Here is a 16,064-nt window from a genome sequence, read left to right as displayed (position 1 = left end):
TTACAAACTATTTTTTTCTAATTAATAATTTACTAATTTTCATAACCGTTGCCACGGTCCCTACTCCAATTATAATAAATAAGAATGGTATTAACGGTAATGCATAACGTTCATATGCAACATAAAAACATGTTAAAGCTGTTTGTAATACAAGGATTGACCATAAAAATGTAGTCTCTCTCCACCTTTTTAAAAGGCAGATAAACGAAAGTACTGTACATATTAAAAACGTCGTCTTAATAAAATTATATATTTCATTCATATCTTTTGCAGAAACATTGAACACTTCAATATTATGCTCTATAGAATAATACGGTTTTTTCCAAAGAATTTCTGGCTTCAAGACTATATAACTCTCTATCATAGATTCCTTATCAGTTTTCCACCATTCTTTCATTTTATCAATCGCTATTTTTTCTTCTAATTCCATAAATTCATGTGCTTCAAGATTAGGGTACTTTGCATGTAACTCTATTTCAAGTTCCCCCATATCCTTACCTTCTGGGTAGCCTTTCCCTTGATACGTTCCAAGTAATAACGGATTCCCTGCCCCAGCAGTTAGTGGGATAAATTTATCAAATTGAATGTAATTGCGAGCCCACCATGGTCCAAGTACGATAAGCCCTATTCCTATGCTTATAATCGCTTGCTTCATCATAATACGGAATGGGTAGCGTTTCATTAAAAGGTACCCAAATAGTAAGATTGGATATAAGGCAATTTGTACGCGGAGGTACAGTGCTAAAAAGTAGAAAATTAATACGATCAGAAGATGTTTCGTTTTATGAGTATCAGCTAATTTTAAACTCCAATATACTAATCCTAATGAAAGGAATAGAAATGGCCCTTCTGTTAAAGTTAAATTTTCCATAACAATCTCTGGAGGATACACAGCTAATAAGAAAGCACCTATTAATCCTGCAGCAGGATTCAATAAATAAGTACCAATCTTATAAGTTAGCAAAATACTAAGTACCCCTAAGAGGATAATAATTAATTTTGCTACAAAAAGACCTTCACTGCCATTTCCAAAAAAATAAAATACAGCAGCTAATAAGGCTGGAAAACCCGGCATGATATGAATCGTTGGTTTATCTGGTTCATGATATGTTAACATCCCTGTTTCCAATAAAATATTTGCCGTTTTTTGATAACCTATATCATCACTAGCTATAGATAAATCTGCACCATGTGTTTGTAAAGTTGCAAAACGAAGTGCAAAACCGACTATCATAATAATCCCTAAAAGGATTATATTAGATTTGCGAGTAAATCGCCTTAACATCTCATCTTCTCCCTTCAGATACATAATTTTCAAAATATATTTCTATATTTTTACAACACAATACGTTCTATAATAAATACTTTTTATACAAAGTACAACAATAGAAAGTTGATTTACAAAGTTTATATGCGTTAAACTTATACAGATGTTCTTGTAATCTTCTTCCTTTCAAAAGGCTTGTATATATGATGCAAGACATAAAAAACTTGAGGAGATAAAAATTCTATGATGGAACAAAAGCAACTTGTTTCTGTTGTCATACCCCTGTATAACACGGAAAAATATATTGAAGAAACGATGCAGTCAATACTAGATCAAACATATAAAAACATTGAAATTATAATTGTAGATGATGGGAGTAAAGATCAATCACCTTCTATCGTGAAAAACCTTGCTGAAAAATACCCAGGGCAAGTAAAATACGTTCATCAAAAAAACCAAGGTGTTTCGGTAGCCCGTAATACAGGTATCGAAAATGCTAGCGGAGAATATATCGCTTTCCTTGATAGTGATGACTTATGGCATCCAACTAAAATTGAGAAGCAAGTCGAAAGTATGCATAAAAACGAAATGGACGCGTGCTATTGTGGTTATATGAATTTCTACGAAGAAACAGGTGAGAAAGTTGAGCATACAACAAACTTCATTAAAGGCGATATGACAAAAGCGTTCTTAACACATCAAGTTGTCGCTCAAACAAGTACTTGGATTTTCAAACGATCTATCGTTATGGATCATAACATTCGTTTTACGCCAGAATGTAGTTGGGGAGAAGATTTGGAGTTTTTATTTAAACTAATGAGTGTGACAAATGTATGCTATGTAGATGAGTATTTAACATATTATCGAATCTTATCAGAAGGAAATCTTTCTTCTAAGTATAAAGATTATGAATTAAAAACAACAAAAGAACTGGAAGTATTCAATCGTATGAAAGACTGGGTACATAATAAATCTCAAGATTTCATTACACAAGACCCCCAGTCACTTGTTGAAATCCTTGAGACTTATTTATTTCCTTATACAGTCATCAATAACGCTTGTATATACATTAAAGAAAACTCTCAATTAGATAAATCACAAGTCAAATTAATTAAAAAAGATATAAAGAAATATTGCCGTAAAATCTATTCAAAAAACGGAAAGCGTAGTAAAAAGCTATATGCAATGCTTTGGTTTGTACGAATTAAATTTTTGTTTTCTTAAACCAAAAATTTAATGCTACTCTCTCTTTCTGTAAACAGATCAAATTACAAATAGGACAAACTAACGAGATCCTAAAGAATAGAAAGGTCTTTTCTCATGAAAACAAATAAAATTTTAAAAAACGCATCCTACCTCTTTGTAGGAAACATTACTGTTCGCTTTGTACTAGCTATTGCAACAATTCTCTTTGCACGATATGTTTCTCCAGAGGATTACGGTATGTTTACAACTGCATTAGCTGTTTCAGCTGTTATTTGTTACTTTACAGATGCAGGTTTAACACATACATTTATGCGTGAAGGAACAAGAAGCGATGCTAATATTAGCGTACTAATAAGTAGTTATTTACGCATTCGTTTAATATTAGCTATCGTAATTTCTGTACTTTTCGCTATTTTTGCCCAGTTCTTCTATCCTGACGCTTACTTACGTGCGATGGTATATTGGGTTGTTCTACCAACGATGTTCGGAGCAACCTTACAAGGTGTTGGTATGGCTTACTTCCAAGTTACAGAGCGCATGCAATTTACAGCTATTATTTCTGTACTACAAGGTGTAACAGCTGCTGCTGCCCTATTATTAGGGATGTCTTTTCAATGGTCACTTATGATGGTTGCTGCCATGTACGGGGTATCTAGTCTTGTAACAGGTGTTATTGCCTTTATAATGACAATACGCTATACGAAAGTCCATAAAGGTTGGGATAAAGGTATTTTAGATCAACTACTTATTTTCACAATCAATGGAATCATCATTATGCTCTTACCACAATTAGGGCCTATTATATTAGAAAAAGTTTCAACATATAAGCAAGTTGGATTCTTTGGTGCTGCATATAAAATACCTGCCGTACTATATCAAATACCTGGAGTAATTGCAGCTGCCTTTTATCCAAGGCTTTTTGCTTTTGGTAATGAGCAAAATATTGAAGAACATAGAAAATTATCAAGCTTTGAACTAAAACTTATGTCTTTTTTAGGAATGGGAATTTCTATCCCCTTTATTGCTGATCCAAGTTTCTGGATTGTTAGTTTATTAGGGGAAAAATATGCTCCCGCCGGGGGCGCTCTTGCTATTCTAGCGTTTATGGTTATTTTACAATCAATTAACTATCCACTAGCTGACAATTTAACAACGATTGGCCAGCAATGGAAACGTGCAACAACAATGACTATTGGATTAGTTGTTGCCATCATAGGTTATATTGTATTAGGTAGTAAATATGGAATGATGGGGGCTGCTGCAGCAGCTATCCTTACAGAAATTACACTATTAATTGGATTTACCCTCTTTATTCGTAAAGGCATGCAATTATTAGTTAAAGGAATTATATTTAATTCCTTAGCCTTTATTATTAGTTACGGTATATACCGAATTGCATTAATCAACTTACCGCCACTAATTGCTTTAACTCTTACTGGTATACTATACGGTATGATTGGAATTGGAATTGATCCTCAAATACGTGGATTCGTTTTAGGGTTTATAAAACAAAAGCTCATTCGCAAACATACTTAAAAGCAAAAAGCTTTTCCTATTTAAAAATGGAAAAGCTTTTTGCTTTTTTTATATCCCCTCATTTTTCTTCAGTAAAAAAATTCTATATATTCCAGCTCAAATTGACTTACTTTCTGAAAATGCCTTATACTAAATTACATGTAAACTATGAACTTCAACACTTGTAAAAATATATATGCTTCAACAAAAATATATATTTTCTCATGTTAAAACTAAAAAACACACCTTTAAAAATTGGTGTGTTTTTATATGCTAACTAAAAACTAGTGGCTACATGTAACGACTTTCAAAGGAGGATTATCAATTTTTATGAGCATAAAGCCGAATAATACATTCTTTTCCAAGAAAACAATGATAATTATGCCAATATTATTATTGTGCGCTTTTGCTTTTCATTATTTCTTTTTAACATCTAACCAAGCCTTTTCTGGTACAGGGGATGCGTTACGTCAATTTGGCTTTTTTACGTTCCTTCTACAACATGCCTTTAAAGATGGCAACCTTTTTTGGTCTTTTGATTATGGTTTAGGTGGAGATTTATTTGGAGAGTTTAGTTATTATTACAGCACATCACCGTTTTTCTGGATTACACTGTTACTACCTAAACTAAGTCTTGAACAAGTATATGATATGAAATTATACATGAGTATTTTAAAAAACTTTTTAGCTATGTTATTCATGTATGGTTCTTTACGTTATCATAATAAAACAGTATTCTCATCTTTTGTTGCTGCTATTATATATGGTGGCTGCATTACTTTCATGCGTCATTCTTTACTATGGGATTTCATGGCTGATGCCATTGTATTTTTACCATTAGTAATGTGGGGGCTTGATAAATATATTATTGAAAAGAAGCGAGGACTTTTCTTAATTGCTTCTACTTTAATGTTAGCATCAAACTTTTATTTTGCTTTTATCACAAGTATTTTCCTGTTCATTTATGCATTGTTCCAATACTTTGCAACACAGCAAAATAAAACGATTATCTCTTTTCTAACCTATTACATTAGAATCGGCTTACTGTACGGACTATCACTCGGTTTAGCCGCCGTTTGCTTCCTCCCATCAGTTAATGCCGTATTTAGCGCTGATAGACTATCAAAAAAGTTTGAAATACCATTATTATTTGAAGATACATTTTATAAAGATTTAATGGAAAATATTTTCTTCATGTATAGTGCTGAAAATCATCAATTAGCTTTACCAGCTTTAATTTTATTCTTAATCGTATTTGGAATGTTTATACGTGATAAACTTGTTAAAAACAAAGTATTCTTTACGTTTTTCATGTTTATTCTGTTTATGCTTCCATATACATATTCTGTGTTTAATGGTTTTTCAGCAATGCAATCTAGATGGTTTTATTTGTTTGTATTTGTAATTGCCCAAACAATTGCATACATTCTAGATTGGATGATTATTCATAAGAAAGACTACAAATTACCTTATTTAATAAGTTTATTAGTGTCTATTGGATTATTCATTTATGCATTTTATAGAAAAGCAAATATAAATGTAACTGATAAACCTTTACAAGACGTTGATAACATTTTACTCGGAACTGTCATTTTTTCTGTTATTACAGTATGTTTATGGCGCTATATTTCTAGATCTTTCATACAATTTTTAGTTATATTAAACATACTCGTTAGCACAATTTCTATGAATTATATGTATGCGAATAATATACTTAGTACAGTTTATGGACAGAGCCAGATTTCAACTGAAAAGTTACACGAACCAGGCTACGATAATAAAGAAGAAATTGACGCAATCCGCTACATCCAAGAACATGATAAAGGCTTTTATCGTATTCTTAATCCAGGTAGCGAATATAACGCACCAATGCTACAAGGATATCATGGCGTAAGTACGTATCAAAGTTTAGTTAATTATTATGTCCATGACTTTATGAAAAATAAATACGGCGTATACCAAAACTACGATACACCTTCAATGTTTTATCAAGCTGATAGTCGACTACTACTTGAAAATATGCTAGGTGTAAAATATCGCGTATTAAGCGCTAATACAGATCCAAAGAATATACCTTATGGATATAAACTATTAAAGCAAGTGGGACCATATAATATTTACAAAAATGATTATGCTTTACCGTTAGGATATGTATATGATTCGGCTATAAGTGAAGAGGAGTTTTCTAAATTAAACTTCGCTCAGCGTGATCAATTATTATTACACGCTGTTGTCGTTAATAATACAAAAGAATTTTCATTAAACCATTTTAATAAACAAGACCTTAAATCAAAGGCAATATCTATTAAACCAGAAAAGGCAAAATTCGAAAACATGGAAAAAGAGGGAAATAAATTAATTGTTCATGGTTTTGGAAATATGATCGTACCTATCAATTATCCTAATACGTCTGGTGACCTACTGATAGAATTAAAACTGAAAAATACAGGTACATTCAATACAACTGTTAATGGAAAAACGCTAGGAAAAGGTGACGATGCTGGTGCATACTCATATCCATTAGAAAGGTTCGTTTATAATTTAGGCACTAATCGTCCAGACAACCTAACTATTTCTATTGATAACGCAGGTGAGTATGAATTAGGGGACTTACAAGCAAATATCGTAAACTATGAAAGTGTACAAAAAGAAACAAAAAAATTAACTGAAAATAAGCTTGAAAATATTTATTATAAAAACAATTATTTAAAAGGGGACATCAATTCAAATAAAGATGGTCTACTATATTTATCGGTTCCATATAGTAAGGGCTGGACTATAAAAGTTGATGGAAAAGAAACAGAATTTACAAAGGCAAACTCTGCCTTTATCGGTGTTCCAATTACAAAAGGTTCACATGTAATCGAAATGACTTACGTTACACCTTACTTCAAATTAGGTATGATTATATCGATCATTTCACTAATTATTTGTGTAGCTTTATTAATTTTCACAAATCCAAACGCACGACGAAAATTCTCTTTTAAAAAGCAATAGTAAGCACCTAATTAATCATGAAGCTATCCAATTGGATAGCTTCATATAAAAATGCGTAATATTGTTTTAACCCATTTCAAACAAGGAGTGTCAAAAATGACTCTTTCAATCGTTGTACCATGCTACAATGAAGAAAAGGTGCTTCGTGCCTTTTATTCAGAGACTTCTCTTGAAATTCATAAATTAACTACCGATTATGAATTTGTTTTTGTTAATGATGGTAGTAAAGATGATACATTAAATATTTTACGTGATTTAGCTAGTGCAGATTCATCGGTACATTATATATCATTTAGCCGAAACTTCGGAAAAGAGGCTGCAATGTTAGCCGGTTTAAAATATGCTACAGGTGATGCAATTGTTATTATGGATGCTGACTTACAACATCCTCCTACGTTAATAAAAGAACTATTAGAAGGATATAACGAAGGCTACGACCAAGTAATTGCAAAGAGAACAAGAACTGGTGATTCACCTGTTCGCTCTTTCGTCTCTCGTCTTTACTATAAAGTGATGAATAAATTTGTAGATATTGAACTAGTAGACGGCATTGGTGACTTTAGACTTTTAAGCCGAAGAGCAGTTGATTCTTTATTATCTTTAAGTGAATACAATCGATTTTCAAAAGGCTTGTTTTCTTGGATCGGTTATAACGAATTAATCATTGAATATGAAAATGTATTACGTTCAGACGGGGAAAGTAAATGGACGTTTTCAAAGTTATTAAACTACGGAATCGACGGTGTAATTTCATTCAATAATAAGCCGTTACGCCTATCTATATACCTTGGATTATTAACAACTATTTTGGGACTTTTATACGTAATCACTACATTCGTTCAAATCATACTTGGTGGTGTAGAAGTTCCCGGTTACTTTACTCTCATTTCCGCTATACTATTTATTGGCGGTATTCAACTCATATTCCTAGGTGTTATTGGTGAATATATCGGTCGTATTTATTATGAAACAAAACGTAGACCGCATTTTATTGTAGCTGAAAAGAAAGTTAGTGAAGTGAAACAAAAAGCATAATAAAAAAGTTACTTCTGTAGGTAGAAGTAACTTTTTTATATATTAACATTTACAAACACTTCTTTTGAAAAAATATACATTTTGAAATGATGGCATTATATGAAAGAATTTAGTATCATGATTCAAGGTACTATTTCAAGTTGGACGGAGGATACTATGAGCTTATTAACAGTTGAAAAATTAGGACATACATTTGGCGATCGTACATTATTTAAAGATGTATCTATGCGATTACTAGCAGGTGAGCACGTTGGATTAGTTGGTGCAAACGGTGTTGGTAAATCAACATTCATGAATATCATTACTGGTCAGCTTATTCATGACCAAGGTCGTGTAGAATGGACACCGGGCACACATTACGGTTACTTAGATCAGCATACGGTTTTAACGCCTGGACGTACAATTCGTGACGTACTAGCGGATGCATTTTTACCGCTATTTGAAAAGGAAAAAGCTTTAAATGAAGTTACAGAAAAAATGGGAACTGCTACACCAGAAGAACTAGAAGAACTTCTTGAGCAAATGGCAGAAATACAAGATGCACTTGAGGCGGGCGGTTTCTATTTACTAGATATGAAAATTGAAGAGGCTGCACGTGGTCTTGGAATTGATGCAATTGGTTTAGATCGTGATGTTTCAGCACTAAGTGGTGGACAACGTACAAAGGTATTGCTTGCAAAGCTATTACTTGAACAACCAGAAGTATTATTACTTGATGAACCTACCAACTATTTAGACGTTGAACATATTCATTGGTTAACAAATTATTTAAAAGAATACCCACATGCGTTCCTGTTGATTTCCCATGATACGGAATTTATGAATAAATGTGTTGATGTTATTTTCCATCTAGAATTTACAAAAATGACGCGTTATACAGCAACATATGAAAAATTCCTAGAGCTAGCAGAAATCAATAAAAATCAACATATAAACGCTTATGAAAAACAACGCGAGTTTATCAAAAAGCAAGAGGACTTCATTGCAAAGAACAAAGCTCGTTATTCAACGACAGGTCGTGCAAAGAGTCGTCAAAAACAACTTGATCGTATGGAGCTTATTGATCGCCCGGAAACAGCAATTAAACCGGAATTCTCATTTAAAGAAAGTCGTGCAAGTAGTCGCTTCGTCTTTGAAGGTGAAAATGTAGAAATCGGATATACACATCCGCTACTACCAAAGTTATCAATGACAATCGAACGTGGTGAAAAAATTGCTATTGTTGGATGTAACGGTGTTGGTAAATCAACATTACTAAAAACAATCTTAGGTAAAATTAAACCTTTAAGCGGTAAAACAAGCCTTGGTGACTTCTTAGAGCCTGCATACTTTGAGCAAGAAGTTAAGGCTGACAATATAACACCAATTGATGACGTATGGAATACATTCCCTGGTCTAGACCAGCATCAAATTCGTGCGATGTTAGCAAAATGCGGATTAAAAAATGAACATATTTCTCGCCCATTAAGTCAATTAAGTGGTGGAGAACAAGCAAAAGTTCGTTTATGTAAACTAATGGGTGAAGAAAGTAACTGGCTACTATTTGACGAGCCGACAAACCATCTTGATGTTACAGCAAAAGCGGAACTTAAGAAGGCTATGAAAGCATATAAAGGAACAATCCTCCTTGTATGTCACGAACCAGACTTCTATGAAGATTGGATCACAAAAGTTTGGGATGTTGAAGAGTGGTCTCAAAATAGTAAGTAGTCTTAAAAAACTCCTTGTATGGACAAGGAGTTTTTTGCTTGTTTTTATTAAGAATTTTTTATATTGTAATATCCCATAAGTCGTAATTGAAATTCTTTTAATTCCGGATATGTCTCTAAATTTGCTAACATTCCTCTAATGACCGGAATTCTTGGATTAGACAATCTCATCTCCGCCTCTAAAACATCTAATGTAACAAGTAATTCATCATTTTCTAATTGATCTGCTAATGTACGTTTAAATGTAATAATTTCTTTTAAAAAATGTTCTTTAACCTGTTCCTTAATAAGTTCTGATTTACAAAGAAACTCCCCAAGCCTTTCTTCATGCAAAACAGGTTTCTCTGCAGATTCTACAAGCCCTCCTACTAAATGATCTACTCTTTTTAAAATAAAAGTTGAGACATACGATAAGTCAATTTCTGGCGCCTGTAAAATAATTAATTCCAAGTATCCGCGGCATATACCTTCTACCATAATTACTAAATCCAATAAATAGGGTATAACCTTTTCACCATAAATGGACAATAAACTATTCCGATAAAATGCATGGGACTCTAACTTCATCCGCATCATAAACTCTTCCACTTCTTTATTAAAAGGAATCGCATTTTCCCTCGCATGCATAATAATAAATTCTTTATGCTTTTGTATATCATTAAACTGGCAATGCAATTGTTTCGCAAATTTTTCACGCGGCAATAACGATTCTTTTTCAATATCCATCATTTTATTTTGAATCTTGTCATAGTAATATCGAAGTGTTGCTAATAAAAGCTCTTCTTTCGATTTAAAGTATAAATAGAAAGCTCCCTTAGATATACCACAAGCGGTCACAATTTCCTGCACTGATGTCGCATTTACACCCTTAGTCGCAAACAACTTCATAGCCATCTCTATAATTAAACGCTCTTTTTCTTTCATATCATGTCTCTCCTAAATTTAATCTCGCATCTTATTATGAATGTATTATACCATCTCTTTTCATTGACGACTGACCAATCAGTCAGTTATATTATGTATTAGACTGACCAGTTGGTCAATACAATACAAAGGGAGCGCAAACATGAACAAAATTATTAATTTCTCGTTAAAAAATAAGTTCGCAGTTTGGCTACTAACCATTATTGTTACCATTGCAGGTATTTATTCTGGGCTAAATATGAAGCTAGAAACAATTCCTGATATTACAACACCTGTTGTAACAGTAACCACGGTTTATCCTGGTGCTACACCAGAAGAAGTAGCTGATAAAGTTTCAAAACCGATGGAAGAGCAACTACAAAATTTAAGTGGTGTAAACGTTGTTAGTTCATCATCTTTTCAAAATGCATCTTCTATTCAGGTAGAATATGATTTTGATAAAAATATGGAAAAGGCTGAAACAGAAATAAAAGACGCACTCGCAAATGTGAAACTGCCAGAAGGCGTAAATGATCCGAAAGTTTCACGTGTAAACTTCAATGCCTTTCCTGTTATTTCATTAAGCGTAGCAAGTAAAAATGAATCTTTAGCTACCTTAACTGAAAATGTAGAAAAAAATGTTGTTCCAGGATTAAAAGGACTTGATGGTGTTGCATCTGTTCAAATTTCAGGTCAACAAGTAGATGAAGTACAACTTGTCTTCAAGAAAGATAAGATGAAAGAGTTGGGTCTAAGTGAAGATACTGTAAAAAATGTAATTAAAGGATCGGACGTATCTTTACCACTTGGTTTATATACATTTAAAGACACAGAAAAATCAGTTGTTATAGATGGCAATATTACAACAATGAAAGCATTAAAAGAATTGAAAATCCCAGCTGTTCCTACCTCACCGAGCGGTCAAGGTAGTCAAAATCCTGGGGCCGGTGCACAAACATCGCAAATGAATCCAGCCGCTATGAACGGGATTCCAACAGTTACGTTAGACGAAATTGCTGACATTAAAGAAGTCGGAAAAGCTGAATCTATTTCTCGAACAAATGGAAAAGAAGCAATTGGAATTCAAATCGTAAAAGCTGCTGATGCGAATACAGTTGATGTTGTAAATGCAGTAAAAGATAAAGTAAAAGAGCTTGAGAAAAAATATAAAGACTTAGAGATTATTTCAACATTTGACCAAGGTGCACCTATTGAGAAATCAGTAGAAACAATGCTGAGCAAAGCTATTTTCGGCGCTATCTTTGCGATTGTTATTATTATGCTGTTCCTACGAAATATCCGAACAACATTAATCTCTGTCGTTTCCATACCACTTTCTTTATTAATTGCTGTATTAGTTATAAAGCAAATGGATATTACGCTTAACATTATGACACTCGGAGCAATGACAGTCGCTATCGGGCGCGTTGTGGATGACTCCATTGTTGTTATTGAAAATATTTACCGACGTATGTCATTATCGGAAGAGAAGCTGCGCGGAAAAGATTTAATTCGTGAAGCTACGAAAGAAATGTTTATCCCGATTATGTCTTCTACCATCGTAACAATTGCAGTATTTTTACCGCTTGGACTAGTAAAAGGTATGATTGGTGAAATGTTCTTACCATTCGCCTTAACTATCGTCTTCGCTTTATTAGCATCGTTACTAGTGGCAGTTACAATTGTACCAATGCTAGCTCACTCTTTATTTAAAAAAGAGAGCATGAGGGAAAAAGAAGTACATCATGAAGAAAAACCAAGTAAATTAGCAAACATTTATAAATGCATACTTGCATGGGCTTTAAATCATAAAATTATTACATCAAGTATCGCTATCCTTCTATTAGTTGGTAGTCTTGCACTTGTTCCAGTTATCGGTGTAAGTTTCTTACCATCTGAAGAAGAAAAAATGATCATTGCAACGTACAATCCTGAACCAGGTCAAACGTTAGAAGACGTTGAAAAAATTGCAACGAAAGCTGAAAAGCACTTCCAAGATAATAAAGACGTCAAAACAATTCAATTCTCATTAGGTGGCGAAAACCCAATGAGTCCTGGTCAATCGAACCAGGCAATGTTCTTTGTGCAATATGATAACGACACGAAAAACTTCGAAAAAGAGAAGGAACAGGTCGTTAAAGATTTACAGAAGATGTCTGGAAAAGGCGAATGGAAAAACCAAGATTTCGGAGCAAGTGGCGGTAGTAATGACATTAAACTATACGTGTACGGAGATAGCTCGGAAGACATTAAGCCTGTCGTAAAAGATATTCAAAACATAATGAAGAAAAACAAAGACTTAAAAGATATAGACTCTAGTATTGCAAAAACATACGCAGAGTACACTTTAGTCGCAGATCAGGAAAAGCTAAGTAAAATGGGTCTAACGGCGGCGCAAATTGGAATGGGACTTTCTAATCAACATGATCGCCCTGTTCTGACAACAATTAAAAAAGACGGTAAAGACGTCAATGTATATGTAGAAGCTGAAAAACAAAATTATGAAACAATCGATGACTTAACAAATCGAAAACTTACAACACCACTCGGTAATGAAGTGGCTGTGAAAGATGTGATGACTGTAAAAGAAGGGGAAACTTCAAATACAGTGAAACACCGCGATGGCCGTGTTTATGCAGAAGTAAGTGCAAAACTAACATCTGATGACGTTTCAAAAGCATCTGCTGCTGTTCAAAAAGAAGTAGATAAAATGGATCTTCCTTCTGGCGTAGATGTTTCTATGGGCGGCGTTACAAAAGATATTGAAGAATCATTTAAGCAACTTGGCTTAGCGATGTTAGCTGCGATTGCCATTGTATACTTCGTTCTTGTCGTTACATTTGGTGGTGCCCTTGCACCATTCGCAATTTTATTCTCGCTACCATTTACAATTATCGGAGCTCTTGTTGCCTTATTAATCTCCGGTGAAACATTAAGTGTGTCTGCAATGATTGGTGCGCTTATGTTAATCGGTATCGTTGTAACAAACGCAATCGTACTTATCGACCGCGTTATTCATAAAGAGAATGAAGGTCTATCAACACGTGAAGCTTTATTAGAAGCTGGTGCAACACGCCTTCGTCCGATTTTAATGACTGCAATTGCAACGATTGGGGCCCTTATCCCGCTTGCATTAGGATTTGAAGGTAGCGGCTTAATTTCTAAAGGACTTGGTGTAACCGTAATTGGTGGATTAACAAGTTCAACGTTATTAACACTTCTTATTGTTCCAATCGTTTATGAAGTATTAAGCAAATTTAAAAAGAAAAAAGCAAAATAATAAAAAATAACCTCGCAGTTAGCGAGGTTATTTTTTATTTCCAAACAAGACTAGAAAATCACCATAGCCTTCTTTCTCTAATTCCTCTTTTGGAATAAATCGAAGGGCTGCAGAATTAATGCAGTAACGAAGTCCATTTGGTCCTGGACCGTCTGGAAATACATGCCCAAGATGTGAATCTCCTTCTTTACTTCTCACTTCTGTACGCGTCATATTATGACTCACATCCATTTTTTCTTTCACACTAGCTGACATAACTGGCTTCGTAAAACTAGGCCATCCACACCCACTATCAAATTTATCTAAAGAAGTAAATAACGGTTCTCCTGAAACGATGTCTACATAAAGACCTTCTTCTTTATGATTCCAATACTCATTTCGAAATGGTGGTTCTGTACCATTTTCCTGCGTTACATAAAACTGCATCTCATTTAGTTTTTCTTTTAAATGAGCATTATCCTTTGGCCAATGTTGCTTAATAAAAGCATCTCGTCCCGAGCCTTTACGGTATAACTCGTAGCGAAATGTATTTTTCTTATGATATCCTTGATGGTATTCCTCAGCCGGATAAAACGTAGTAGCTGGTAATATTTTTGTCGCAATTGGCTTTGAAAAGCGTCCACTCTTTGCAAGATCCGCTTTTGAAGCCTCTGCTTTTTTATGTTGCTCTTCATTATGATAAAAAATCACTGTTTCGTAAGACTGTCCGCGATCGTGGAATTGTCCACCTACATCGGTCGGATCAATTTGTCTCCAATATATATTTAATAACTCCTCATACGGTATTTTATTTGCGTCAAATGTAATTTGTACTGCCTCATAATGTCCCGTCGTTTCTGAACATACTTCTTTATATGTTGGATTCTCTTTATGACCACCTGTATAGCCCGAAACAACTTTTATAATCCCTTCCATCTCTTCAAATGGCAAAACCATACACCAGAAACATCCTCCAGCAAATGTAGCTAACTCTACCTTTTCATTTACAGCCATTCTTTCACCCCTATTCTATGTTCTTCTTACAGTATGGCATAAGGAACATCATGTTATAAAAGAAAAAGCATCGAACATCGATGCTTTTTCTTACTTCACTTTATTTTTTCCAACTTCCTTCTCCATCTCATCACTTGTCACATCTAAGACGTCTAATAAGAAAATGAAGATTGGAATACCGATAATTAATCCCCATACACCTAAGAAGTGTTCTGAGAAGATTAATACCATAAACGTATAGAAAATCGGTAAGTTTGTTTTTTGGGACATAAACTTCGGATTTAACACGTAACTTTCAAGCGCATGAATGACTGTTACGATAACTAAAATATAAACAACGTACATAATACCGCCGATATTGTAAGCAATCATACAAAGCGGGAATAACGAAATGATAACCCCAGCTACTGGAATTAAGCCGAGTAAGAAGATCATTAACGCTAAACCTAATAATTGCGGGAATCCTAATATCCATAGTGCAATAACAGATAGAACACAGTTAACAACTGCAATTAAAAATTGTGCTTCGATTACTTTTCCGAATGAACGTGCAAATTTCTTACCGAAGTACTCAATTTCAGTATAGAAAATTGCAAGTCGGCTTTCTTTAAACTTTGCAGTAAAGGCAACGATACGAGCTTTCTCCAATAAGAAAAATAGGCTTAAAATTAAAGAAAGTAACACTTGAAGGCCAAATTTTCCAACATTCGTAATCGATTTATATAAAATGTCTACGCCTTGTCCTACATACTTCGACAGTTCCATATGATTGACAGCATTAACTGCATACTTAATTAATTCACTATCTGGTGGATTTCTTAAAAATACGTTAAATTGATAAATCAATTGTGAAATTTGTATCGTTAATACTGGTAAATATTTAAATAGCGTAATAGCAATTCCGCCAATTAACATGACATATAGAAATGCTATAATGAGTTTTCGATTAATGGGCATGAAATGATCTAATTTGCGGGAAATAAACTTTTGGAATCGATCCATTAAATACGTAAGAATAAACGTAATTAAAATTAAATTCAACATACTTTGCAGCCCGTATAACACGAGAGCAAGTATTACTAATATGAGTAACCTCTGAAATCCTTTGCTTTGAAACAGGTTTTTTATTTGCATAATCGACGAGTACTCTCTCCTGTCC

At 33.8% G+C, this 16,064-nt stretch carries 10 protein-coding genes; 6 read left to right on the top strand and 4 right to left on the bottom strand.

All coding sequences use genetic code 11. The features are described 5' to 3' along the window. Positions 1–7 precede the first annotated feature (7 nt). Positions 8–1,285, bottom strand: coding sequence for a glycosyltransferase family 39 protein (locus tag COL05_RS10480; protein WP_142337426.1), 1,278 nt, complete (start codon positions 1,283–1,285; stop codon positions 8–10). Positions 1,286–1,510: 225 nt separating this feature from the next. Here COL05_RS10480 and COL05_RS10475 point away from each other — a divergent pair, with 225 nt between their 5' ends. From COL05_RS10475 to COL05_RS10455, 5 genes are all read left to right on the top strand, one after another. Further along, positions 1,511–2,491 carry a glycosyltransferase family 2 protein gene (locus COL05_RS10475; protein WP_098668565.1) on the top strand — a complete coding sequence of 327 codons (981 nt, stop codon included), beginning with the start codon at positions 1,511–1,513 and terminating at the stop codon, positions 2,489–2,491. A 96-nt stretch (positions 2,492–2,587) separates the two neighbouring features. Then, on the top strand, positions 2,588–4,009 hold the full coding sequence (locus COL05_RS10470) for an oligosaccharide flippase family protein (RefSeq protein ID WP_098668564.1): 1,422 nt from the start codon (positions 2,588–2,590) through the stop codon (positions 4,007–4,009). Between the two features lie 309 nt (positions 4,010–4,318). Continuing rightward, positions 4,319–6,985 carry a YfhO family protein gene (locus COL05_RS10465; RefSeq protein ID WP_098668563.1) on the top strand — a complete coding sequence of 889 codons (2,667 nt, stop codon included), beginning with the start codon at positions 4,319–4,321 and terminating at the stop codon, positions 6,983–6,985. Between the two features lie 96 nt (positions 6,986–7,081). Next, positions 7,082–8,020 (top strand): glycosyltransferase family 2 protein, encoded by a 939-nt coding sequence (locus COL05_RS10460; RefSeq protein ID WP_098668562.1) that lies wholly within the window; start codon positions 7,082–7,084, stop codon positions 8,018–8,020. 156 nt (positions 8,021–8,176) lie between these two features. Next, positions 8,177–9,730, top strand: a complete 1,554-nt coding sequence (locus COL05_RS10455; RefSeq protein WP_000055410.1) for an ABC-F family ATP-binding cassette domain-containing protein — start codon at positions 8,177–8,179, stop codon at positions 9,728–9,730. Positions 9,731–9,777: 47 nt separating this feature from the next. Here the strand turns inward: COL05_RS10455 and COL05_RS10450 are convergent, their stop codons facing one another. Beyond that, the gene (locus COL05_RS10450) at positions 9,778–10,653 is read right to left on the bottom strand and encodes a TetR/AcrR family transcriptional regulator (protein ID WP_098668561.1); all 876 of its coding nucleotides are present in this window, start codon (positions 10,651–10,653) and stop codon (positions 9,778–9,780) included. A 142-nt stretch (positions 10,654–10,795) separates the two neighbouring features. Between COL05_RS10450 and COL05_RS10445 the strand changes: the two genes are divergently transcribed. After that, complete coding sequence (locus COL05_RS10445; RefSeq protein WP_098668560.1) at positions 10,796–13,912, top strand: efflux RND transporter permease subunit; 3,117 nt, start codon at positions 10,796–10,798, stop codon at positions 13,910–13,912. Positions 13,913–13,939: 27 nt separating this feature from the next. Here COL05_RS10445 and msrB read toward each other — a convergent pair whose 3' ends face one another. Then, complete coding sequence (gene msrB / locus COL05_RS10440; RefSeq protein WP_098668559.1) at positions 13,940–14,905, bottom strand: peptide-methionine (R)-S-oxide reductase MsrB; 966 nt, start codon at positions 14,903–14,905, stop codon at positions 13,940–13,942. A gap of 90 nt (positions 14,906–14,995) precedes the next feature. Beyond that, positions 14,996–16,039: an AI-2E family transporter gene (locus COL05_RS10435; protein WP_098668558.1), complete on the bottom strand. Its 1,044-nt coding sequence runs from the start codon at positions 16,037–16,039 to the stop codon at positions 14,996–14,998. Positions 16,040–16,064: the final 25 nt, after the last annotated feature.

It is taken from the genome of Bacillus sp. AFS059628 (assembly GCF_002571225.1).
GTDB lineage: Bacteria > Bacillota > Bacilli > Bacillales > Bacillaceae_G > Bacillus_A.
This window is presented reverse-complemented; position numbering and strand designations above follow the sequence as displayed.

Coding starts and splice junctions, on each gene's coding strand:
- COL05_RS10480 (WP_142337426.1), bottom strand. CDS start 1,285: ATGTTAAGGCGATTTACTCGCAAATCTAATATAATCCTTTTAGGGATT.
- COL05_RS10475 (WP_098668565.1), top strand. CDS start 1,511: ATGATGGAACAAAAGCAACTTGTTTCTGTTGTCATACCCCTGTATAAC.
- COL05_RS10470 (WP_098668564.1), top strand. CDS start 2,588: ATGAAAACAAATAAAATTTTAAAAAACGCATCCTACCTCTTTGTAGGA.
- COL05_RS10465 (WP_098668563.1), top strand. CDS start 4,319: ATGAGCATAAAGCCGAATAATACATTCTTTTCCAAGAAAACAATGATA.
- COL05_RS10460 (WP_098668562.1), top strand. CDS start 7,082: ATGACTCTTTCAATCGTTGTACCATGCTACAATGAAGAAAAGGTGCTT.
- COL05_RS10455 (WP_000055410.1), top strand. CDS start 8,177: ATGAGCTTATTAACAGTTGAAAAATTAGGACATACATTTGGCGATCGT.
- COL05_RS10450 (WP_098668561.1), bottom strand. CDS start 10,653: ATGAAAGAAAAAGAGCGTTTAATTATAGAGATGGCTATGAAGTTGTTT.
- COL05_RS10445 (WP_098668560.1), top strand. CDS start 10,796: ATGAACAAAATTATTAATTTCTCGTTAAAAAATAAGTTCGCAGTTTGG.
- msrB (WP_098668559.1), bottom strand. CDS start 14,905: ATGGCTGTAAATGAAAAGGTAGAGTTAGCTACATTTGCTGGAGGATGT.
- COL05_RS10435 (WP_098668558.1), bottom strand. CDS start 16,039: ATGCAAATAAAAAACCTGTTTCAAAGCAAAGGATTTCAGAGGTTACTC.